21 protein-coding genes are annotated in these 22,434 nt (G+C 62.1%); 14 read left to right on the plus strand and 7 right to left on the minus strand.

Going from position 1 to position 22,434, the window contains the following annotated elements; genetic code table 11:
* Positions 1-285 precede the first annotated feature (285 nt).
* On the plus strand, positions 286-1,173 hold the full coding sequence (gene yegS / locus B9A31_RS20235; protein WP_019096194.1) for a lipid kinase YegS: 888 nt from the start codon (positions 286-288) through the stop codon (positions 1,171-1,173).
* Here yegS and B9A31_RS20240 read toward each other — a convergent pair.
* The 3 genes from B9A31_RS20240 to B9A31_RS20250 all read right to left on the minus strand — a co-directional run bounded on the left by B9A31_RS20240 (position 1,157) and on the right by B9A31_RS20250 (position 3,577).
* A complete protein-coding gene (locus B9A31_RS20240) occupies positions 1,157-1,816 on the minus strand; it encodes a response regulator (protein ID WP_084297299.1) in 660 nt (219 codons plus the stop codon). The two genes, yegS and B9A31_RS20240, sit on opposite strands and share 17 nt — an antisense overlap.
* On the minus strand, positions 1,806-2,702 hold the full coding sequence (locus tag B9A31_RS20245; protein ID WP_019096196.1) for a sensor histidine kinase: 897 nt from the start codon (positions 2,700-2,702) through the stop codon (positions 1,806-1,808). The genes B9A31_RS20240 and B9A31_RS20245 overlap by 11 nt, the downstream gene beginning before the upstream one ends.
* Before the next feature lie 365 nt (positions 2,703-3,067).
* Entirely contained in the window at positions 3,068-3,577 is a 510-nt protein-coding gene (locus tag B9A31_RS20250; protein WP_025754465.1) for a hypothetical protein, read from the minus strand.
* Between the two features lie 350 nt (positions 3,578-3,927).
* On the opposite strand from B9A31_RS20250, the gene B9A31_RS20255 reads away from it, so the two are divergent.
* Both B9A31_RS20255 and B9A31_RS20260 read left to right on the plus strand, forming a co-directional pair.
* Positions 3,928-4,863 (plus strand): chemotaxis protein CheV, encoded by a 936-nt coding sequence (locus tag B9A31_RS20255; protein ID WP_016714890.1) that lies wholly within the window; start codon positions 3,928-3,930, stop codon positions 4,861-4,863.
* Positions 4,864-4,918: 55 nt separating this feature from the next.
* Positions 4,919-5,722 (plus strand): MOSC domain-containing protein, encoded by an 804-nt coding sequence (locus tag B9A31_RS20260; protein WP_084297300.1) that lies wholly within the window; start codon positions 4,919-4,921, stop codon positions 5,720-5,722.
* Positions 5,723-5,788: 66 nt separating this feature from the next.
* Here the strand turns inward: B9A31_RS20260 and B9A31_RS20265 are convergent, their stop codons facing one another.
* Positions 5,789-7,714: a transglycosylase SLT domain-containing protein gene (locus tag B9A31_RS20265; protein ID WP_019096199.1), complete on the minus strand. Its 1,926-nt coding sequence runs from the start codon at positions 7,712-7,714 to the stop codon at positions 5,789-5,791.
* 221 nt (positions 7,715-7,935) lie between these two features.
* On the opposite strand from B9A31_RS20265, the gene B9A31_RS20270 reads away from it, so the two are divergent.
* The gene (locus tag B9A31_RS20270) at positions 7,936-9,864 is read left to right on the plus strand and encodes an ATP-binding cassette domain-containing protein (protein ID WP_019096200.1); all 1,929 of its coding nucleotides are present in this window, start codon (positions 7,936-7,938) and stop codon (positions 9,862-9,864) included.
* Positions 9,865-9,928: 64 nt separating this feature from the next.
* On the opposite strand, the gene B9A31_RS20275 is transcribed toward B9A31_RS20270, so the two are convergent.
* Positions 9,929-10,369, minus strand: coding sequence for a universal stress protein (locus tag B9A31_RS20275; RefSeq protein WP_019096201.1), 441 nt, complete (start codon positions 10,367-10,369; stop codon positions 9,929-9,931).
* A gap of 110 nt (positions 10,370-10,479) precedes the next feature.
* On the opposite strand from B9A31_RS20275, the gene B9A31_RS20280 reads away from it, so the two are divergent.
* The 7 genes from B9A31_RS20280 (at position 10,480) to B9A31_RS20310 (ending at position 18,736) form a co-directional block, all read left to right on the plus strand.
* Positions 10,480-10,917 carry a hypothetical protein gene (locus tag B9A31_RS20280; RefSeq protein ID WP_019096202.1) on the plus strand — a complete coding sequence of 146 codons (438 nt, stop codon included), beginning with the start codon at positions 10,480-10,482 and terminating at the stop codon, positions 10,915-10,917.
* Positions 10,918-11,453: 536 nt separating this feature from the next.
* The gene (gene fadB, locus B9A31_RS20285) at positions 11,454-13,601 is read left to right on the plus strand and encodes a fatty acid oxidation complex subunit alpha FadB (protein WP_084297301.1); all 2,148 of its coding nucleotides are present in this window, start codon (positions 11,454-11,456) and stop codon (positions 13,599-13,601) included.
* 31 nt (positions 13,602-13,632) lie between these two features.
* Positions 13,633-14,808 (plus strand): acetyl-CoA C-acyltransferase FadA, encoded by a 1,176-nt coding sequence (gene fadA, locus B9A31_RS20290; RefSeq protein ID WP_013971712.1) that lies wholly within the window; start codon positions 13,633-13,635, stop codon positions 14,806-14,808.
* Between the two features lie 78 nt (positions 14,809-14,886).
* Positions 14,887-15,138, plus strand: coding sequence for a DUF1653 domain-containing protein (locus B9A31_RS20295; RefSeq protein ID WP_084297302.1), 252 nt, complete (start codon positions 14,887-14,889; stop codon positions 15,136-15,138).
* Positions 15,139-15,238: 100 nt separating this feature from the next.
* Entirely contained in the window at positions 15,239-17,848 is a 2,610-nt protein-coding gene (topA, locus tag B9A31_RS20300) for a type I DNA topoisomerase (protein ID WP_025754460.1), read from the plus strand.
* Between the two features lie 88 nt (positions 17,849-17,936).
* The gene (locus B9A31_RS20305; RefSeq protein WP_019096206.1) at positions 17,937-18,452 is read left to right on the plus strand and encodes a DUF6586 family protein; all 516 of its coding nucleotides are present in this window, start codon (positions 17,937-17,939) and stop codon (positions 18,450-18,452) included.
* A 50-nt stretch (positions 18,453-18,502) separates the two neighbouring features.
* Positions 18,503-18,736 carry a hypothetical protein gene (locus B9A31_RS20310; protein ID WP_003248777.1) on the plus strand — a complete coding sequence of 78 codons (234 nt, stop codon included), beginning with the start codon at positions 18,503-18,505 and terminating at the stop codon, positions 18,734-18,736.
* Between the two features lie 50 nt (positions 18,737-18,786).
* On the opposite strand, the gene sulA is transcribed toward B9A31_RS20310, so the two are convergent.
* Entirely contained in the window at positions 18,787-19,263 is a 477-nt protein-coding gene (gene sulA, locus B9A31_RS20315; protein WP_016714900.1) for an SOS-induced cell division inhibitor SulA, read from the minus strand.
* A 13-nt stretch (positions 19,264-19,276) separates the two neighbouring features.
* On the minus strand, positions 19,277-19,885 hold the full coding sequence (lexA, locus tag B9A31_RS20320; protein WP_016714901.1) for a transcriptional repressor LexA: 609 nt from the start codon (positions 19,883-19,885) through the stop codon (positions 19,277-19,279).
* A gap of 215 nt (positions 19,886-20,100) precedes the next feature.
* On the opposite strand from lexA, the gene B9A31_RS20325 reads away from it, so the two are divergent.
* From B9A31_RS20325 to nagZ, 3 genes are read left to right on the plus strand one after another with little or no spacing between them, the layout of a single operon-like run.
* Positions 20,101-20,814, plus strand: coding sequence for a TetR/AcrR family transcriptional regulator (locus B9A31_RS20325; protein WP_019096207.1), 714 nt, complete (start codon positions 20,101-20,103; stop codon positions 20,812-20,814).
* Positions 20,815-20,854: 40 nt separating this feature from the next.
* Entirely contained in the window at positions 20,855-21,379 is a 525-nt protein-coding gene (locus tag B9A31_RS20330) for a L,D-transpeptidase (protein ID WP_019096208.1), read from the plus strand.
* Between the two features lie 22 nt (positions 21,380-21,401).
* Positions 21,402-22,400: a beta-N-acetylhexosaminidase gene (gene nagZ / locus B9A31_RS20335; RefSeq protein ID WP_172455937.1), complete on the plus strand. Its 999-nt coding sequence runs from the start codon at positions 21,402-21,404 to the stop codon at positions 22,398-22,400.
* The last annotated feature ends 34 nt before the right edge of the window (positions 22,401-22,434 follow it).

A 22,434-nucleotide genomic window follows, 5' to 3' on the forward strand; every position in this document is an offset into this window, starting at 1 on the left:
GAAAAGACGCGCCCATCGGCAGCGCTATGCACACCACTGCCGGGGGGCGCGTCCATGGCCAGGATCGAGATTGGCCCGGCGAACAGAAGTCAAAAGGCTGACCACCCTGGGAAAAATGTTGGCCTGGGTCAAAAACTTGTCAAAAGTTCATTTCCTGAGCATAGCCGCGCATTGTCGGGTGTGGGAAAAAGACCGCGCCGGCTTCGTTATTTTTTTACACCTATGCAACGATCCGTTGCTGGGCATGGTCGAGATTTGGGTGGTTCAACTTCACGGAGAAGCGCAATGCAAGGGCGCAAGGCAATGCTGATCCTGCACGGTAAGCAGGCGATGAACGAAGAACTGCGCAGCGCCGTGCATGACCTGCGCGGTACCGGTTGGGCACTGGATGTACGTGTTACCTGGGAGGCGGGTGATGCGCAGCGGCTGGTCGGTGAGGCACTTAGCGCGGGCTACAGCCATATTGTCGCCGGTGGTGGGGACGGCACTTTGCGCGACGTGGCCGAAGCCATGGGGCTGGCCGGCGCCGATGCCAGCCTGGCGCTGTTGCCCCTTGGCACTGCCAACGACTTCGCCCGGGCCGCGGGTATACCGCTGGAGCCTGCTGCGGCTCTGGCGTTGTTGAACACACCGGCCCAGGCGATAGACCTGGGCCAGGCTGGGGACCAGTTGTTCCTTAACATGGCCACAGGCGGATTTGGCAGTCAGGTCACCGCCAACACCTCCGAAGACCTGAAAAAAGTGCTGGGGGCGGCGGCCTACCTGTTCACCGGCTTGTCGCGCTTCAGCGAACTGCAGGCAGCTTCGGTGGAACTGCAAGGGCCAGATTTTCAGTGGCAAGGGAGCTTGCTGGCACTCGGTATCGGTAATGGCCGCCAGGCTGGGGGAGGGCAGGTGCTATGCCCTGAAGCGGTGGTGAATGACGGCTTGCTGGACATCGCCATCCTGCCTGCGCCGCAGGAAGTGGTTGGAGCTTTGCGCGATCTGCTGGCCGGCGATGGCCTGTTCATTCGGGCGAGGCTGCCCTGGGTGGAAATCAAGAGTTCGCAGGGGCTGGATATCAACCTCGACGGCGAGCCTTTGCAGGCCGACAACCTGCGCTTTCAGGCCAGGCCAGCCGCGATACGCCTGCACCTGCCGACCGGGTCGCCATTGCTCAGTCGTCCAGGCTGATGATCTTTTCGCGTACGGCAAACAGCACCAGGCCAGCCACGTCATGAATCTGCAGCCGCTTCATGATTTGCGAACGGTGGGTTTCGACCGTCTTGATAGACAGGCCTAGGCCCGCAGCGATTTCCCGGGTGGACTTGCCGCGCACGATCAGGCGCAGGATCTCCAGTTGCCGGGCCGTGAGGTTATGCCGCTCGCCAGCGGCCTGCTTGCCCGGTTTGGTGTGCCGTAGCGCCTGGTTGATGACGGTGTGGGCGATGGCCGGGCTGAGGTAGCGCTCGCCGTTGCGCACCGCGCTCAGGGCCTGTTCCAGCTCGGTGGCGCTGGTGTCCTTGAGCAGATAGCCGTGGGCGCCGATTTCCAGCGCCCGCATGATCAGGTCGGGGTCGGTGTGCATCGACAGAATCAGCACTTTGCAGGCGTTGCCGCTGGCACGCAGTTGAGTCAGGGCATCCAGGCCGCTGGTGGAGCGCATTGAAATGTCCAGCAAGACGATGTCGGGCGCCAGCGTGCGCACCTGTTCGAGCAGTTGGCCGCCATCGTCAGCTTCGCCGATCACGTCATAGCCAGGGATGTCACAGACCAGCGCGCGTACCCCGGCGCGGATCAGCGAGTGGTCGTCAACCAGCAGCAGTCTACAGGTCATGGGTGGCAGTACTCCGGGCGCGTTGCTGGCTGCGCGGGGGCCAGGGGAACATCGCTTCGATCTGCGTGCCCAGGCCAGGCTGGCTGGTGATGTCGAGGCTGCCCTGCAACGCGGTTACCCGCTCCTGCATGCCGGCCAGACCGCGCTGGCCTGCCTCGGCCGGGTGCCGGGCCGGAATGAAGCCACGGCCATCGTCGTGGATCGACAGCGCCAGCCCTTCAGGGGTGCGCTGCAGGCGGATGACCAGGTTCTGTGCCTGGGCGTGGCGCAACATGTTGGTCACCGCCTCCTGGGTAATGCGGAACACGGCCATGGCCACGGCTTCGTCGATGCCGCCCAGGCGCTGGTTGCACGCCAGGCTCCAGTGCACGCTGCTGCTGGCCAGCGTACGTACCAGGTGCGCGCGCAGGCTGGCTTCCAGGCCAAGGCTGGCGAGCTGCCGGGGGTTGAGCAGGGCGGACACATCGCGCACGTTGCCCAGGGTGTCATCCAGCGTGCCGCGCAGGGCATCGCAGTGGCTTTGCAGCTCGTCGGGCATACGCCGCTGCAGCCACTGCAACTGCAGCTTCGCAGCGGTCAGCAATTGGCCGATGTCGTCGTGAAGTTCGCGGCTCAGATGCTGACGTTCGTCTTCCTGCACCTTGAGCATGCGCTCGGCCAGTTCGGCCGGGCGCAGGCTGATCGACCTGGCGCCCAGGCCCAGTTGAACGGCGGCGCCCAGCGTGGCGGCCAGCTGCAGCACCAGCAGGCTGGCCGGGATGGCCTGGTTGGCCAGGTACAGCGCCAGGTTCGCAACCAGCGAGGCCACGCACAGCCCGGCCGTCGCCCAACGCAACAGGACGGCGCGGGAGCAGCAACGCAGAGAAGTCTTCAAGCGTGGGAACATAAGTAGGAAAGCCACTGAAGTATTGCTGATGGAGGCCTTGCACAATGCTGGTCAGAGGCTTTGGCGAAGTACTTTCGATGTTTTTTCGAATGCGTGATCTTGCAACCTTGCTTCAGGTTGCAAGCCTTGGTGGGGGCGCATATTACCACTTTGCATTGCATCGGTCGCGGATGGGAAACGCTTTGAAACGCCTGCTGGTCCGGTCTTTTCGGGTAGCAAAGTGCCACCCTTTAATCGTGCAGTACGCACTTGTGCTGTAACTCGCGTGCTCAAGGTTCAACTTGGGCCACTGAAAACCTGGAGAACTTACCAAGTTTGACCATGGTGGAGCTTGAACAACGGTACTTAGTTGCACTCTGCGTCTTTTAAAGCGCCGGCTTAGAGCGATCAGGGTGGCTGCTGTCTGCCACTTCACCCTGGGTGTGTATGCACTCGCTGCCTTGCTCATCGCATGACGTACAGGCTGACGCAAAAGGTTGTTGCACGACTTTCGCCAACTCACCCAGTAGCACCAGTTGCTCGCCGATGTCCAGGTTCAGCCGCCCGGTTCGGGTGTCGACCAGCTCCAGTTGCCAGGCCAGCAGGGTCAGGCACTCCCCTACCGCGGGTAGGGCTGCACGTTGCAGGCAACCACCGTGGCAGGCCGGGGCAAGCAACTGTTGAAGGGCAGTGGTGTAATGGGCGACTTCACGCAGGCCCAGGCGTGTGGCCTGACGGGCGAGGCTGTCGAGGGCGTTGCCCAGGCAGCGGCAGGCATCCGGATCATTGTCGATCAGTTCCAGATGCTGCAGGCATTCCTGGGCCTGGGTCAGCAGTACCTGGGCATCCAGCAGGAAGCCTTGGAGGGCGTCGTCGAACGATAAGGCAGTGTCCATGGTCAGGTCCCCGCGCGTGGGGTAGGCGCAGGGGACGGGCACGCCAAAACGATAGCTAGCAAAAGCCTGACTCCATTCATGCAGTGAGAATGGCGTCACATTAATGGCTAAAGGATATCGCGAACATCAGGTTGCGCCCGATTGCGACTAAGGGTTTCCCTGATGCGGGGCCGGGGTGGGGAACTTTTTCAGCACCCTCGGTTTATCCCGGTGGGCCCGCAGTAAAGCATGATGGTAAAGTGATATCAATTGCCTTTGCGGTATTTTCCCGCAAGGGTCAAGGTGCGCGTGAAACCGCCGATACAGGGTAGATGATTTCACCTTTTCCGACTCAAGCCTGGGGGTTTCCAATGGCTGGCATTCTCGACACGGTAGACCAACGCACGCAATTGGTGGGTGAGAACCGCCTGGAAATTCTGATGTTTCGCCTGGCCGGTCGCCAGTTGTTCGCGATCAACGTGTTCAAGGTGCAGGAGGTGCTGCAACTGCCCAAACTGACCTTGATGCCCCAGCGCCACGCCTTCGTCTGCGGTGTGGTCAACCTGCGCGGGCAGACCCTGCCGGTGATCGACCTGTCCCAGGCGATTGGCATGCGCCCGCTGCAGCCGGGGCCGGACAGCACCATCATCGTCACCGAGTACAACCGCTCGGTGCAGGCCTTCCTGGTGGGTGGTGTGGACCGCATCGTCAACATGAACTGGGAGTCGATCATGCCACCCCCTTCCAGTGCCGGGCGCCAACACTACCTGACAGCCATCACCAAGGTTGATGACAAGTTGGTGGAGGTTATCGACGTAGAGAAGGTGCTGGCCGAGATCGTGCCGTACAACGCCCGGGTCTCCGGCGACAAACTCGCCGACCCGGTGCTGGCCCGGGCGCGTGGCCGCGAGGTGCTGTTGGTGGATGACTCCAGCGTGGCCTTGGCGCAGTTGCGCGATACGCTGTCCCAGTTAGGCGTGAAACTGCATGTGGCCAGTGATGGCCTGAAAGCGCTACGTATGCTCAAGGGCTGGGCCGATGCCGGCGAAGACGTATGCGAGAAGCTGCTGATGGTATTTACCGATGCCGAAATGCCGGAAATGGACGGCTACCGGCTGACCACCGAGATCCGCAGTGATGCACGCTTGCGCCAGCTTTACGTGGTGCTGCACACCTCGCTGTCGGGCAGTTTCAACGAGTCCATGGTGAAAAAGGTGGGTTGCGACAACTTCCTGTCCAAGTTCCAGCCTGATCGCCTGGTCGATGTGGTCAAGCAACGCCTGCTACTGGACACCGCCACTGCGTGAACCCTGGGCCGGCCAGGTATAAGCTTGGCTTTTGGCATGACGCGAGGCAGCAGGGATGTTTCTCAGTGAGTTGTATCGATACCCGGTGAAGTCGGGGCAGGCGCAAAGCCTGCAGGCTTCACCGGTTGGGTTGCTGGGGTTGCAAGGTGACCGGCGCTGGATGGTGGTCGAGGAAGAAAACGGACGCTTCCTGACCCAGCGCGCATGGCCTCAACTTGGCCAGTTACAGGCGTGTGAAGACGACAGCGGCCGGTTGCTGCTGCAGGCGCCCGGGCAGGCACCGTTGCGGGTACCTGTACCCGCTGCCGACGAAGCCCTGCGTGGCGTGACCATTTGGCGCGATACGTTGCGAGTGCCTGATGCAGGCGATGAAGTGGCGGCCTGGCTGAGCGAACTGCTAGGCAAGGCCGTGCGCCTGGTGCATTGCCCGGAGCAGCGTGCGCGCTACCTGCCCAATGGTTATGGTTTCAACAGTGACCGGGCGGCGTTTCCGGATGGTTTCCCCTTGCTGCTGATTGGCCAGGGCTCGCTCGACGAGCTCAGCCGGCGTGTTGGCCGGCCCATGGAGATGCTGCGCTTTCGGCCCAACCTGGTGGTGCACGGCGCTGAACCCTTCGCCGAAGATGGCTGGAAGCGGATTCGTGTCGGCAGCTTGGTGTTTCGTGTGCTCAAACCGAGTGTGCGGTGCATCTTTACCACGATTGACCCGGCTACCGGGGAGCGCAGTGCCGATCGGGAGCCGATGGCCACGCTCAAGACCTTTCGCGAGAAGGAGGGGGATGTGCTGTTCGGGCAGAACCTGGCGGTGGATGGGAATGGGTGGCTTGAGGTGGGGATGAAAGTGGAAGTCCTTGAATAACTGTTTGTCCGTATTGGCCCCTTCGCGGGTTTACCTGCGAAGAGGCCGGTTCAGGCTCGGCGAACCTTACATGTCATCGAAATACCGCTCGTGCCAATCCACCAGCGGCTGTGGCGAATTCAACTTCTGCCCGTAGATCACCGAATACGACAGCACGTTTTGCACATACTGGCGTGTTTCGTCGAACGGGATCGACTCCACCCACACATCGAAGCTCAGGTGCTTGGCGCCTTTCAGCCACTGGCGAACGCGCCCGGGCCCTGCGTTGTAGGCCGCCGAAGCCAGCACACGGTTGCCGTTGAACTGGCTGTGCACCTGGCTCAGGTACGCGGCGCCCAGCTGGATGTTCTTGTCCGGGTTCAGTACCTGCGCCGGTGACGCCAGGGGGATGCTGAACTTGCGAGCGGTTTCCTTGGCTGTGGCCGGCATCAGTTGCATCAGGCCGCTGGCACCCACCGGCGAGCGCGCATCCTCCATGAATGCACTTTCCTGGCGGGTGATGGCGAATACCCAGCTCGAATGCAGGCCGCGGACCTTGGCTTCGCGCACCAGTGTGTCGCGGTGGGCCATCGGGAAGCGGATGTCCAGATCGTCCCAATACTGCGCCTGGCTGATGGTGCGGATAGCCGGGAAGTACCAGCGCAGCTCATAGCCCAGGCGCGCCTGGGCAACCATTTCGTCGCGGGTGAAGTGGCGGCTGACGTGGTACCACTCGCGGCGGCCTTCGACGATCTGGCCGCGGGCGTGGAATTCCAGCGCGCGCTGGATGCCGGGTGTGTTGCGTACCTTCTTGACCAGTTGCGGGCTTAGCAGCAGCGGCTTGTTGTTCAACTGGTACGGTGTTTGTGCCCGGTCCGCAGCCAGGAAGCCATAGAAGTCGCGCTCACGCGCCACGGTCTTGTACAGCAGCGGGATCTGCGGGTTGTTCGGCTGTGCCAGCTCCAGGCTGCGAGCCTGCCAGTACTTCCAGCGGCTGCTGCTGGCCAGGTCCTGGGGCAGGCGCTTGGTCAGCTCGTAGGCGTCTTCCCAGCGGCCCAGGCGCAGCAACAGGCGCAGGCGCCACTCGCTGACGGTGTTGTCGCGTAGCTCTGGGTCGTAGCGGGTCATCAGGTCGAGGGCGCGCGGGTCGTAGCGGCGTGCCAGGGTCAGGCCGATTTCACGGGCGATGGCCACCTTCTCGTCGCGGGAAAAGTGCATGCGCTGGGCGTAATCGTCCAGCAAGGCCATGGCCCGCTCCGGGTCCTGGCGGGCCAGGCGGCGCAGGCCGAGGCTGACCACGTCGGACATGGCTTCGTTGACCGGGGTGAAGCGCGACGGCTGGTTGAGCAGCTCCGGTTTTTGCGCCACGTCGACCAGCAGGCGCCCTTGCGGGCCGAGGGTGGTCAGGGTCTTGACCAGGTTATTGGCCAGCGCGTAGTTGCGCGCCTGGGCCGCAAGCTTGGTGCGTTCCCAGCGCTTGGCCTCGGTCAGCTGGCCTTCGGCGGCCCACATGCCGAACAGCGTGTCGCACGCGGCAGGTTGTGACTTGCCGACGTTCCACAGTTTATCGGCCGTGGCGTAGCCCTCGGCACGCAACCCATGGCTGAGCTGGTACTGGCCGTTGAGGCAGTCCAGCTCGGTGAAGTTGAGCTTGGGGTCGTAATATTTGACGAAGGTGTCCCACTCGCCCCGTTCGGCCAGCCAGCGCAACCAGCGCAGTTTCATCCAGTTGGCCTGAGGCAGGTCGCCATGCTTGGCGAGGAAGCCTTCGATTTCCTGGTTGCTGGCGCTTTTCAGGCGGGCGGTGAGCTCGTCGTAGGCCAGATAGGGCGTCAGCGGGTAGTCGTTCAGGGCCTGGGCATAACGCAGGTACGGGCCTTTGTCGCCTTTGGCCAGCGCACGCTTGGCCTCGTCGTAGTACTGGCGTTGCAGGGTCAGGTCGGTGGCCTGCGCCGCGCAGGTGGCAGCGGTAAGCAGCAGGCAGGATGCAATATGTAACAGGCGGCTGCGCATGATACGTCCGGGCAGTTGAACCATGGGGAAGTGACGGCGGAGCCAGCACTGTTGAAAGCTATTGCCTTAGCTTAGCTGTTTGCCGGCAGCGGGTGAAAGCACTGTGCTTGTATCGGGATATTAAGTTCGACCAGATGTCGCCAGGCACTCGCCGGTTGGCTTGGCGGATGCCGTCGAGGGCCAAGTCAGGTAGAATGCGCGCCCGATTTATGGAGACCAACATGACCCTGCTCAAATTCAGCGATGTGTCCCTCGCATTCGGCGCCATGCCGCTGCTGGACAAAGTGTCCTGGCAGATCGCTCGTGGCGAGCGGGTGTGCATCATCGGCCGCAACGGCACCGGCAAGTCGAGCATGCTGCGCCTGGTCAAGGGCGAGCAGAAGGGCGATGACGGTGAAATCTGGCGTGCCCCGGGCCTGAAGATCGGCGAATTGCCGCAGGAACTGCCGGTGGCCGACGAACGTACGGTGTTCGATGTGGTGGCCGCTGGCCTGGACGGCGTGGGGGAGTTGCTGGCGCAGTTCCACCACCTGAGCATGAACATCCAGGGTGACGAAGACCTGGAAAAGCTCATGCACGTCCAGCACGAGCTGGAAGCCCGTGATGGCTGGCGCCTGCAGCAGGTGGTGGAGAGCACACTCAGCCGCCTGCAACTGCCCGCCGACAAGACCCTGGCCGAGCTGTCCGGTGGCTGGCGCCGCCGGGTGCTGCTGGCTCAGGCGCTGGTGTCCGAGCCCGACCTGTTGCTGCTCGACGAGCCCACCAACCACCTGGACATCGGTGCCATCGCTTGGCTCGAAGAAGCCCTGCGCGGCTTCAACGGTGCGGTGCTGTTCATTACCCACGACCGTTCCTTCCTGCAGAACCTGGCCACACGCATCCTCGAGCTGGACCGTGGCGGCCTGATCGACTGGAACGGCGACTACGCCAGCTTCCTGGTGCACAAGGAGGCCGCACTGGCCGCCGAAGAAACCGCCAATGCGCTGTTCGACAAGCGTCTGGCCCAGGAAGAGGTGTGGATTCGTCAGGGCATCAAGGCCCGTCGTACCCGCAACGAAGGCCGTGTGCGTGCGCTGAAAGCCTTGCGTGTGGAGCGTGGCGAGCGCCGTGAGCGCCAGGGCAAGGCCAATATCCAGATCGAAGCGGCGGAAAAGTCCGGCAAGCAGGTGATGGTGCTGGAAAACGTCAGCTTCCATCACCCTGACGGGCCGATGCTGGTCAAGGACTTCTCCATGGTCCTGCAGCGCGAGGACCGTATCGGTCTGTTGGGCGCCAACGGTACTGGCAAGACGACCTTGCTGAAGATGATGCTCGGCGACCTTGAGCCGACCGCAGGCAAGGTAGAGCGCGGCACCAAGCTCGAAGTGGCCTATTTCGACCAGATGCGCCACCAGCTCGACCTTGAAAAGACCGTGATCGACAACCTGGCCGAAGGCCGTGACTTCATCGAGATCGACGGCCAGAACCGCCACGTGCTGAGCTACCTGGGCGACTTCCTGTTCAGCCCGCAGCGTGCGCGTACGCCGGTCAAGGCGCTGTCGGGTGGTGAGCGTGCGCGCCTGCTGCTGGCCAAGTTGTTCAGCAAACCGGCCAACCTGCTGGTGCTCGACGAACCGACCAACGACCTGGACGTGGAAACCCTCGAGTTGCTCGAAGAGGTGCTGTCCAACTACAAGGGCACTGTGCTGATCGTCAGCCACGACCGGGCCTTCCTCGACAACGTCGTTACCAGCACCCTGGTGTTCGAAGGCGAGGGCAAGGTGCGCGAGTATGTCGGTGGTTATGAGGACTGGATTCGCCAGGGTGGCTCGCCGAAGCTGCTGGGCGTGACCGAGAGCAAGGGCGGCAAGTCGGCCCTCAACAGTGCGGTGGTGGAGAAGGTCGAGGCCAAGCCTGCGCCTGTTGCTGCGCCGGTGGCGGAAGAGGCATCGAAGAAGAAGCTCAGCTATAAGCTGCAGCGTGAGCTGGAGATGCTGCCGGGGCAGATCGACGCGCTGGAGCAGCGCATGGCTGAAGCCCAGGAAGAAGTGAATGCAGCGGGCTTCTATCAGCGGCCGATTGCGGAGACTTCGGCGGTGCTGGCCAAGATCGAGAAGCTGCAGGGTGAGCTGGATGTACTGGTAGAGCGCTGGGCTGAGCTGGAAGGCTGATCAGATTTTAACCTGTACCGGCCTCTTCGCGGGTTTACCCGCGAAGAGGCCGGTACAGGTTAAATCATTCCTTCTTCAGCAACCGCACCGCCAGCACATCACACGGCGCCCCATGCAGCACATCATTGGCCGTGGAACCCAGCAGCAACGCCAGGCCGTGTCGGCCATGGCTGCCGACCACGATCAGGTCGCATTTCTGGTCCTTGGCCAGCTGGTGAATTTCCTGGCGCGGTTGGCCATAGGTCAGGTGTGAGTCGCCGCGGTTGATGCCCGGGTATTTGTTGAACAGGCGGTCCATGCGCTCCTTGGCCTGGTCGAACTGCTGCTGTTGCAGCTGCGACAGGTCCATTGGCACGTCACCGCCGAACGCCATGGCCATCGGTTCGACGATGTGCACCAGCGACACCTTGGCGTTCGAAGGCGCGGCCAGCGCCATGGCGCGTTTGATCACCGGGTCGCATTCTTCGGTCAGGTCGACGGCGACCAACAAATGTTCGTATTGCATGAGCGGTACTCCTGACAATCGCGATAGAAGAAGTATGGTCGCTTTCGGGCGGGTCTTCCGTGAAAAATGGCTAACCAGCTCATTTGCAACGCTTTATGGGATCTACTGATATGACGGTATTGCTGGTGGTGTCAATCCTTGCGCTGATTCTCAGCCCGCTTTCCTGGCTGCGTTCCTCGCGCAAACAGAGCGAGCAGATGAAACTGCGCCTGGAAGCACGGCGCATGGGCCTGGCCATGCAGCTGGCGCCGCAGCAATGGCCGCACTGGTTGGAAAAGGAGCCGCCAAGCCCTTGCCCGCAGTACCACCGCGCCCGGCGCCGTGGGCACGAGGACAGCTTCAGTTTCTGGCAGGTCAGCCCGGGGGTGTGGTGGAACCAGTGGCGTGAACCCTGCGAAGACCCGCGCTTCGTGGAGGCCCTGGCGCGCTTGCCGGCGAGCGTTTACAAGGTCGAGGCGGATGCTCGGATGATCGCGTTGTACTGGACTGAGCGGGGCGATACGGCTGTATTGCAGGATGTTGCCTACGTCCTTGAAACCCTCGCCTGAGTCATGCTCATACGCCTTCTAGGGGCGGGTAGGCATCAGCCCGGTTAATCTGGCCTGAAACGACAAAGCGGCGGCTTGGCAGAACCCTGAAGGGTGGGGTGCCAAGTCGCCGCTTTGCGTTCTGCTGCGCAGAAAAGGCCAGGCAGGCCGGGTATTCATTCAAGCAAGTGGCAGTGTAGCCGCCCGGGGTTGCCGTGCAAGCGGAAAGTTGCAGCACACTGCAAGTGGCTGTGGTCAATCGCTGACATGAATGGCCGGCGATCACTGTCATCATGTTTTGTACCAAGACGATACAAAATGACTGGAAAGTCGCGTTTTCGCCATGCTCGTGAGCATTTGACAACGCCGATCTTTTCGGAGAATGTGTGCACACCCAAATCAAACGGGCGTATGAATTGAGCGTTTGTATGTCGTGACGCCAAGCCATACTTCCGACTAGCGCGCTGACGGGTGTGCCTGGGGCGGGGCAGTTAGGCCTGCTTTTGCTGCAGCGATCGGCGTGTACAGTTCAGCTTCCATATCGTGGAGATCAGTTGATGATTTACGAAGGTAAAGCCATCACGGTTAAGGCTCTTGAAAGTGGCATCGTCGAGCTCAAGTTCGACCTCAAGGGTGAGTCCGTCAACAAGTTCAACCGCCTGACCCTGAACGAGCTGCGCCAGGCCGTCGATGCCATCAAGGCCGATGCCTCGGTCAAGGGCGTGATCGTCAGCAGTGGCAAGGACGTGTTCATCGTCGGCGCCGACATCACCGAGTTCGTCGACAACTTCAAGCTGCCCGAGGCCGAACTGGTCGCCGGCAACCTGGAAGCCAACCGCATCTTCAACGCCTTCGAAGACCTCGAAGTGCCGACCGTTGCCGCCATCAACGGCATCGCCCTGGGTGGTGGCCTGGAAATGTGCCTGGCCGCCGACTACCGGGTCATGTCCACCAGCGCCAAGATCGGCCTGCCGGAAGTCAAGCTGGGTATCTACCCGGGCTTCGGCGGCACTGTGCGTCTGCCACGCCTGATCGGTTCGGACAACGCCATCGAGTGGATTGCCGCCGGCAAGGAAAACCGCGCCGAAGACGCCCTGAAAGTGGGTGCCGTCGACGCTGTGGTCGCCCCTGAGCTACTGCTGGCCGGTGCTCTGGACCTGATCAAGCGCGCCATCAGCGGCGAGCTGGACTACAAAGCCAAGCGCCAGCCGAAGCTGGAAAAGCTCAAGCTCAATGCCATCGAACAGATGATGGCCTTCGAAACCGCCAAGGGCTTCGTCGCTGGCCAGGCCGGCCCGAATTACCCTGCACCGGTCGAAGCCATCAAGACCATCCAGAAAGCTGCCAACTTCGGCCGCGACAAGGCGCTGGAGGTCGAAGCCGCAGGCTTTGCCAAGCTGGCCAAGACCTCGGTTGCCGAAAGCCTCATCGGCTTGTTCCTGAACGATCAGGAGCTCAAGCGCAAGGCCAAGGCGCATGACGAAATCGCCCACGACGTGAAGCAGGCTGCCGTGCTCGGCGCTGGCATCATGGGTGGCGGTATCGCTTACCAGTCGGCGGTCAAGGGCACCCCGATCCTGATGAAGGATATCCGCGAGGAAGCCATCCAGCTGGGCCTTAACGAGGCTTCCAAGCTGCTCGGCAACCGCGTCGAGAAGGGCCGCCTGACCCCGGCCAAGATGGCCGAGGCGCTCAACGCCATTCGCCCGACCCTGTCCTATGGCGATTTCTCCAATGTCGACATCGTCGTCGAAGCCGTGGTCGAGAACCCGAAAGTGAAGCAGGCCGTGCTGGCTGAGGTGGAAGGCCAGGTGAAGGATGATGCGATTCTCGCCTCCAACACCTCGACCATCTCCATCAACCTGCTGGCCAAGGCGCTCAAGCGCCCGGAAAACTTCGTCGGCATGCACTTCTTCAACCCGGTGCACATGATGCCGCTGGTGGAAGTGATCCGAGGCGAGAAATCCAGTGAAGTGGCGGTCGCCACCACCGTGGCCTACGCCAAGAAAATGGGCAAGAACCCGATCGTGGTCAACGACTGCCCGGGCTTCTTGGTCAACCGTGTGCTGTTCCCGTACTTCGGCGGCTTTGCCAAGCTGGTCAGCGCCGGTGTCGACTTCGTGCGTATCGACAAGGTGATGGAAAAGTTCGGCTGGCCAATGGGCCCGGCGTACCTGATGGACGTGGTCGGCATCGACACCGGCCACCACGGCCGCGACGTGATGGCCGAAGGCTTCCCGGACCGCATGAAAGACGAGCGCCGCTCGGCCGTCGACGCGCTGTACGAAGCCAACCGCCTGGGCCAGAAGAACGGCAAGGGCTTCTATGCCTACGAAACCGACAAGCGCGGCAAGCCGAAGAAAGTCTTCGACGCCACCGTGCTGGACGTGCTCAAGCCTGTCGTCTTCGAGCAGCGTGACGTCACCGACGAAGACATCATCAACTGGATGATGGTCCCGCTGTGCCTGGAGACCGTGCGTTGCCTGGAAGACGGCATTGTCGAAACCGCCGCCGAAGCCGACATGGGCCTGGTCTACGGCATTGGTTTCCCTCCCTTCCGCGGTGGTGCGCTGCGCTATATCGACTCGATCGGTGTGGCTGAATTCGTCGCCCTGGCCGATCAGTACGCCGACCTGGGGCCGCTGTACCACCCGACCGCCAAGCTGCGTGAAATGGCCAAGAACGGCCAGCGCTTCTTCAACTGAGCGGTCAACGAGCTAGAGCGAGAGATTTGATATGAGCCTGAATCCAAGAGACGTGGTGATTGTCGACTTCGGTCGCACGCCAATGGGCCGCTCCAAGGGTGGCATGCACCGCAATACCCGCGCCGAAGACATGTCGGCGCACCTGATCAGCAAGCTGCTGGAACGCAACGACAAGGTCGACCCGAAAGAGGTCGAGGACGTGATCTGGGGCTGCGTCAACCAGACCCTGGAGCAGGGCTGGAACATCGCCCGCATGGCCTCGCTGATGACCCAGATCCCGCACACTTCCGCAGCCCAGACCGTCAGTCGCCTGTGTGGCTCGTCGATGAGCGCGCTGCACACGGCTGCCCAGGCGATCATGACCGGCAACGGTGATGTGTTCGTGGTCGGTGGCGTGGAGCACATGGGCCACGTCAGCATGATGCACGGCGTCGACCCCAACCCGCACCTGTCCTTGCACGCCGCCAAGGCTTCCGGGATGATGGGGCTGACTGCGGAAATGCTCGGCAAGATGCACGGCATCACCCGTGAGCAGCAGGACCTGTTCGGCCTGCGTTCGCACCAGCTGGCCCACAAGGCCACGGTCGAAGGCAAGTTCAAGGACGAGATCATCCCGATGCAGGGCTACGACGAGAACGGCTTCCTGAAGGTGTTCGATTTCGACGAAACCATTCGCCCGGAAACCACCCTCGAAGGCCTGGCATCGCTCAAGCCTGCGTTCAACCCGAAAGGCGGCACCGTTACTGCCGGTACCTCGTCGCAGATCACCGACGGCGCCTCGTGCATGATCGTGATGTCTGGCCAGCGCGCCATGGACCTGGGCATCCAGCCATTGGCGGTGATTCGTTCGATGGCGGTGGCCGGTGTCGACCCGGCAATCATGGGCTATGGCCCGGTGCCGTCGACTCAGAAAGCCCTCAAGCGTGCCGGCCTGACCATGGCCGATATCGACTTCATCGAGCTCAATGAAGCCTTCGCCGCACAGGCCCTGCCAGTGCTGAAAGACTTGAAAGTGCTCGACAAGATGGATGAGAAGGTTAACCTGCACGGCGGCGCCATTGCTTTGGGCCACCCGTTCGGTTGCTCCGGGGCTCGTATTTCGGGCACCCTGCTCAACGTCATGAAGCAGAATGGCGGTACCCTGGGGGTGGCGACCATGTGCGTCGGCCTCGGCCAAGGTATCACCACTGTCTTCGAACGCGTCTGATCGCGTAGCAGGACAGCAGCCGGGGCCTTGTGCCCCGGTTTTTGTTTTTTTCAGGTTCAAGTCAAGAGGGTGGGCAACATGCAGATGCAACCAGGCGTATACCGGCATTACAAAGGGCCTGAGTACCGTGTCTTCAGTGTTGCACGGCACTCCGAGAGCGAAGAGTGGATGGTGTTCTACCAGTGCCTGTATGGTGATTACAGCTTCTGGGTACGGCCACTTTCGATGTTCCAGGAGTCTGTCGAGGTTGACGGCGAGCAGGTGCCACGCTTTGCTTTGGTCAAGGCCGAAGAGGGGCTGCCCGGGTTGCTGAGCAAGTCGCACGCATGATCGTTCGAGCTTGACCTCACACTTTTGCCACTATATATAGCGGTGCCGCGTCTGGCACCTGACGCGTTTTTCATCTTCAGATTCAGGAATACTCCGATCCATGGGCAAATCGCTGGTCATTGTGGAATCCCCGGCCAAGGCCAAGACCATCAACAAGTACCTGGGCAACCAGTACGTGGTGAAGTCGAGTATCGGCCATATCCGAGACCTCCCCACCAGCGGTTCGGCCAGCGCGAGCAAAGAGCCAGCCGCCAAGCGTGGCAAGGCTGCGGGTGAGGCTCCGGCCCTTTCGCCAAAAGAAAAGGCCCGTCGCCAGCTGGTGGCACGCATGGGTGTCGACCCTGACCATGGCTGGAAGGCCAAGTACGAGATCCTGCCTGGCAAGGAAAAGGTGATCGAAGAGCTTCGCCGCCTGGCCAAGGATGCCGACACCATCTATCTCGCAACCGACTTGGACCGCGAAGGGGAAGCCATTGCCTGGCACCTGCGCGAAGCCATCGGGGGTGACGACACCCGCTACAAGCGCGTGGTGTTCAACGAAATTACCAAGAAGGCCATCCAGGACGCCTTCTCGCAGCCAGGCGAGCTGGATATCGACCGGGTCAACGCCCAGCAGGCGCGCCGTTTCCTCGACCGTGTGGTCGGTTACATGGTTTCGCCGCTGCTGTGGGCCAAGATTGCCCGTGGCCTGTCTGCCGGCCGCGTGCAGTCGGTGGCGGTAAAGCTGGTGGTGGAGCGCGAGCGCGAAATCCGTGCGTTCATCCCGGAAGAGTACTGGGAGATCCACGCCGACCTGGGCACCGCCAAAAACGCCAAGGTGCGTTTCGAGGTGGCGCGCGAGAAGGGTGAGGCGTTCAAACCGCTGAACGAAGCCCAGGCCATGGCTGCGCTGGAGAAGCTCAAGGCTTCCAGCTACAGCGTGGTCAAGCGTGAAGACCGTCCGACCAGCAGTAAGCCATCGGCACCGTTCATTACCTCCACCCTGCAGCAGGCGGCCAGTAACCGCCTGGGCTTCGGGGTGAAGAAAACCATGATGATGGCCCAGCGTTTGTACGAAGCCGGCTACATCACGTATATGCGTACCGACTCGACCAACCTGTCGGCCGATGCCCTGGACATGGCGCGCAGCTACATCGAGCGCGAGTTCGGCAAGCAGTACCTGCCGGAAGCACCGCTGGTATACGGCAGCAAGGAAGGCGCTCAGGAAGCGCACGAAGCGATTCGTCCTTCTGACGTGAATACCCACCCGACCAAGCTCAGTGGCATGGAGCGTGACGCCGAACGCCTGTACGAGCTGATCTGGCGCCAGTTCCTGGCCTGCCAGATGCCGCCGGCGCAGTACCTGTCCACCAGCGTCACCGTGGCGGCTGGCGACTTCGAGCTGCGCGCCAAGGGCCGCATTCTCAAGTTCGACGGTTACACCCGCGTGCTGCCACAGCAGAGCAAGCCGGGCGAAGACGACGTGCTGCCAGAAATGGTCCAGGGCGAAGCGCTGAAGCTGATCCAGATCGACCCGAGCCAGCACTTCACCAAGCCGCCGGCGCGCTTCACTGAAGCCAGCCTGGTCAAGGAAATGGAAAAGCGCGGCATTGGTCGCCCGTCGACCTATGCGGCGATCATCTCGACCATCCAGGACCGTGGCTATGTGACCTTGCACAACCGCCGCTTCTATTCCGAGAAGATGGGCGACATCGTGACCGAGCGGTTATCCGAGAGTTTCTCCAATCTGATGGACTACGGCTTTACCGCCGACATGGAAGAGAACCTCGACGACGTAGCCCAAGGCGAGCGTGACTGGAAGAACGTGCTCGACGAGTTCTACGGCGATTTCAGCAAGAAGCTGCAGACTGCCGAGTCCAGCGAAAACGGCATGCGCGCCAACCAGCCGACCATGACCAACATTGCCTGCAAGGAATGTGGCCGGCCGATGATGATCCGCACCGCTTCCACGGGTGTGTTCCTGGGTTGCTCGGGTTACAGCCTGCCGCCGAAAGAGCGCTGCAAGGCCACCGTCAACCTGGTGCCGGGTGACGAGATTGCCGCTGATGACGAGGGTGAGTCGGAGTCGCGCGTGCTGCTGGGCAAGCACCGCTGCCCGATTTGCGCCACGGCGATGGACGCCTACCTGCTGGACGAGAAGCACAAGCTGCACATCTGCGGCAACAACCCGGATTGCGCCGGCTACGAGATCGAGGAAGGCAACTACCGCATCAAGGGCTACGAAGGGCCTAGCCTGGAGTGCGACAAGTGCGGCAGCGAGATGCAATTGAAAACCGGCCGGTTCGGCAAGTTCTTCGGTTGCACCAACCCGGCATGCAAGAATACCCGCAAGCTGCTCAAGAGCGGCGAGGCTGCGCCACCGAAGATGGACAAGGTGGACATGCCTGAACTCAAGTGCGAAAAGGTCGACGACACCTACGTGCTGCGTGACGGCGCTTCGGGGTTGTTCCTGGCGGCTAGCCAGTTCCCGAAAAACCGCGAAACCCGTGCGCCGTTGGTGCTGGAGATTGTGCCGCACAAGCATGAGATCGACCCCAAGTACCACTTCCTGTGCGAAGCGCCCCAGAAAGACCCGGAAGGCCGCCCGGCGGTAATCCGCTACAGCCGCAAGACCAAGGAGCAGTACGTGCAGTCCGAGGTTGATGGCAAGCCGACCGGCTGGAAGGCGTTCTACGACGGGAATGCGTGGAAGGTTGAAGACAAGCGCTGATTCTTCAGTGCAGCAATTGGGGCCGCTTTGCGGCCCCAATCATTTATGATGCATGTACTCGCCTTGCAGCCTTAGGGAGGCCACTGAAATGGCCCAGGAACTGTATACCCGTACCAACCAGAAACTGTTCTTCGCCGGCCTCGCCCTGGAGTCCATGGCCAAGGCCGAGCAAAGCCAGGCCATGAACGCTCAAGGCCTGGTGCAGGCCGAACGCGAATCGGCGCTGTTCCATCTGTACGGCGCGCTGCTGGGCCTGTGTCATGAGATCGGCGGCTTCTACCGCCTGCCGGTTGTTGCAACGGTCGAGCAAGCCCTGGCTGACGATGCCTTGAACGGCATCGCCATCCCGGAAGTGGCTGAGCTACTGGAAATCGCCCGCCAGCGCGAAACCTGGCTGGCGCAAATGCTGGGTGCTTATGCCGATTTGTTCCGACCACCTGTCGCGAAGAAGGCGCCGAAAACTGACGTTACCCAACCCCTGATCCAGGCCGTCAATCTCGATGAGCCCGAGCATCCTGCACTGTCGCGTGCCGAGCTGGAAAGCTGGCGCAGCAACCTCAAGGGCTTGGTGAGACGTTTCCGCGATGCGTTGAGTGAGTGCTGATAGTCGCAACGGCTGATACACTAGCGGCCTTTCGCGGAGAACTGCCATTTATGTCTACGTCGTTTCTGGAAATTGTCGAGTTGCCTGATGGCCGCATCGAACTGCGTCGCGCCGAGGATGAGGGCTCTCTGGTAACCCTGGATTTCTCGGAAGACGCCAAGGTGTTCCTGCAGGGCCAGCATGTGGAAGTGGCCAAGGCCATGCTCAGTGTGGGCGTGCAGATGGCCGGTCGCCTGATGGATGGCGAGCTTGAGCGTGATGAAGGGCCGCGTGTGCTGCACTAAGGGTGCAGCAACGTGTCAGGCTTTTTGAAGTGACAGGCAAAGCCTGAACATCAGCCGAGGCGGATGTTCAGGCTTTGTGCATTTCCGGCACTGGCCGCGCGTAGCAACTGTTGACGTGCAGTGGCATTGACGCTACCCAGCCAGCTCACCACGGTGTGGCTGAGGCCAAGGCGCAAGGCCTCGCAGGCTAGTTGCAGCGGGCTTTGATTGCTGCGAGGTTGCAGCAGCAAAATACGTTCACGGTTGAGCCCGGCATCGCGCAACCAGGCCTGGGTCAGGCTGGAGGGCGGAGCGATCAGGGTCAGCCAGCGCGCTTCGTCCTCTTCGCTCAGCTCGCGCAGTACCGGTGCCAGCAGGCTTTGGCAGTGCCCAGGGGCGCCGCGCAGCGACAGTTCGCTGAACAGCTCGGGTTGGCTGCTCTTGCGTGCCAGTTCACTGGCTTTCAGGCCCGGTAGCACGGGCTGGGCGAGAAAAGCTTCGAACAGGGGCAACTGAGCTTGCTCGGGTGCGTGAATGAACTGCTGCATGACGCCTCCTGGATCAGCGGCGAATGACGCCGACGCTCAAGCCCTCGATCACCAGCTCCTGTTCTTTCAGGTCGACTTCGATGGGGGCGAATTCGGGGTTTTCGGCAAGCAGCCATACCTTGCTGCCTTCACGCTTGAAGCGCTTGACGGTCACTTCGTCGCCGATGCGGGCCACCACGATCTGGCCGTTGCGGGCTTCGCGGCAGGTGTGTACCGCCAGCAGGTCGCCGTCGAAGATGCCGACGTCCTTCATGCTCATGCCGTGTACGCGCAACAGATAGTCGGCTTGGGGGTGGAAGAAGGCGGGGCTGATGTTGCAGGATTGCTCGATGTGCTGTTCGGCAAGGATCGGCGCACCGGCAGCAACCCGGCCGATGATCGGCAGGCCGCTTTCTTCGGCTTTGGCTTCCAGGCCGGGAATGCGGATACCACGGGAGGCGCCCGGGGTCATCTCGATGGCGCCTTTGCGGGCGAGGGCCTTGAGGTGCTCCTCGGCGGCGTTGGGCGACTTGAAGCCCAGCTCCTGAGCGATCTCGGCGCGCGTCGGCGGGAAGCCGTTGTCTTCCAGGCAGCGTTTGATGAACGCGAGAATTTCGGCTTGGCGTGGCGTCAGTTTCAACATGGTGAGCGCTCTGTCTTTTTGTACAGTGACTGGGATTATATACAGTGCTGGATGCGCTGCAAGCCAAAAGGCGCAATAAACAGCAGAGGTGATGCTTGCAGCCGGCCGTCTGGCGCTTTTAAATGGCGACCGCCCGGTCACCGAGCCTTGACAGAAGCGGGGCTGAAACGTATGTTTCAAACACCTGTTTGTCTGGCGGAGTACCCGGAGTAGTCATGGCCCAATCGGAAACCGTTGAACGCATTCTCGATGCTGCCGAGCAGCTGTTCGCGGAAAGGGGGTTCGCCGAAACCTCGTTGCGGCTGATTACCAGCAAGGCCGGGGTCAACCTGGCGGCCGTCAACTATCATTTCGGCTCCAAGAAGGCGTTGATCCAGGCGGTGTTCTCGCGCTTCCTCGGCCCGTTTTGTGCCAGCCTGGAGCGTGAACTCGAGCGGCGTCAGGCCAAGCCGGAACAAAAACCCAGCCTTGAAGAGCTGCTGGAAATGCTGGTGGAGCAGGCGCTGGCGGTGCAGCCTCGCAGCAACAATGACCTGTCGATCTTCATGCGCTTGCTGGGCCTGGCTTTCAGCCAGAGCCAGGGCCACCTGCGGCGCTATCTGGAAGACATGTACGGCAAGGTATTCCGCCGCTACATGCTGCTGGTCAACGAGGCCGCGCCACGCATTCCACCGCTGGAGCTGTTCTGGCGTGTGCACTTCATGCTCGGTGCTGCGGCCTTCAGCATGTCCGGTATCAAGGCCCTGCGGGCGATCGCCGAGACCGACTTCGGCATCAATACCTCGATCGAGCAGGTGATGCGCCTGATGGTGCCGTTCCTGGCGGCCGGCATGCGTGCCGACAGCGGTGTCACCGATGATGCCATGGCCAGCGCCCAGCTGCGCCCGCGTACCAAGACCAGCGTCAGCGCTACCACCGCCAAAGCCTGAAGGCTGGGCGGGGCAGGGCGCTTCGGCTAAGCTAGCGCCCATGCCCGACCTCGATCTGTTGCACATTTCCCTTGCCGACCAATGCCTGTACGGTTTCGCCCGTGGCCAGTTACGCGTGCGCGTGCCAGTGTCCACGGCGCGTAACGGAGCCGGCGAGCGCAACGGTTCGGGGTGCACGCCGCGCGGCCTGCATCAGGTGCGGGCAAAGATTGGCGCAGGCCTGCCGCTGAATGCGGTATTGGCCGGGCGGCGCTGGACGGGTGAGGTGTGGTCGCCGGAGCTGCACGCGCAAAACCCGGAGCGCGACTGGATCCTCACCCGCATCCTCTGGCTCAGCGGCTGCGAGCCTGGCGTCAACCGCCTGGGTGCGGTCGACACGTTCCGCCGCTATATCTACCTGCATGGCACTCCGGATACGGAACCCCTGGGCGTAGCGTTGTCCCATGGCTGCATACGCCTGCGTAATACCGACTTGCTAAGCCTGTTCGAGCGGGTGCCGGTCCATTGCCCGGTGCTCATCGAACAAGCTGCCTGCCCCCAGTGGGCTTCTCTCAGTCTTCAATGAAGGATTACCCATGACCGTCAGCCTGCAAGGCTCCCTGATGGTGGATATCGCCGGTAAATGGCTGACCGCCGAAGACCGTCACTTGCTGCGCCAGCCCGAAGTGGCTGGCCTGATCATCTTTGCCCGCAACATCGATAGCCCGCGCCAGGTGCGTGAGCTGTGTGCGTCGATCCGCGCCATTCGCCCCGACCTGATCCTGGCGGTAGACCAGGAAGGTGGCCGTGTGCAGCGCCTGCGTCAGGGCTTTGTGCGCCTGCCAGCCATGCGTGCGCTGGCCGACAATGACAATGCCGAGTACCTGGCCGAGCAATGCGGCTGGCTGATGGCGACCGAGGTGCTGGCGGTTGGCCTGGACCTGAGCTTTGCCCCGGTGCTCGACCTGGACCACCAGCGTAGCGCCGTGGTTGGCAGCCGCGCCTTCGAGGGTGACCCGCTGCGTGCCACGCAACTGGCCGGGGCCTTCATTCGCGGCATGAATGCGGCGGGCATGGCCGCTTGTGGCAAGCATTTCCCGGGGCATGGCTGGGCCGAGGCCGACTCGCATGTGGCCATCCCTACCGATGAGCGCAGCCTTGAGCAGCTGCGCCAGGCCGACCTGGTGCCGTTCACCCGCCTGAGCGGGCAGCTGGCAGCGGTGATGCCGGCGCATGTCATCTACCCGCAGGTCGACAACCAGCCAGCCGGCTTCTCGCGGCGCTGGCTGCAGGACATCCTGCGTGGCGAGCTGGGCTTCGACGGGGTGATCTTCAGTGATGACCTGTCGATGGCCGGGGCACATGTGGTGGGTGATGCGGCCAGCCGTATCGAGGCGGCGCTGAGTGCCGGCTGTGACATGGGCCTGGTGTGTAACGACCGGGCGGCGGCTGAGCTGGCGCTGAGTGCGGCTCAGCGAATGAAAGTGAAGCCCTCGCCGCGAATTGCGCGGATGCGTGGGCAAGGGTTTGCGCGGACCGACTACCGGCAGCAGCCGCGCTGGCTGGAGGCGCTGGGGGCGTTGAAGGAGGCCCAGCTGGTTGATTGAGCCGAAGCTTAGGTCTTGAGTTTTCTGGGGTTGC

It is taken from the genome of Pseudomonas sp. URIL14HWK12:I5 (assembly GCF_900176445.1).
GTDB lineage: Bacteria > Pseudomonadota > Gammaproteobacteria > Pseudomonadales > Pseudomonadaceae > Aquipseudomonas > Aquipseudomonas monteilii.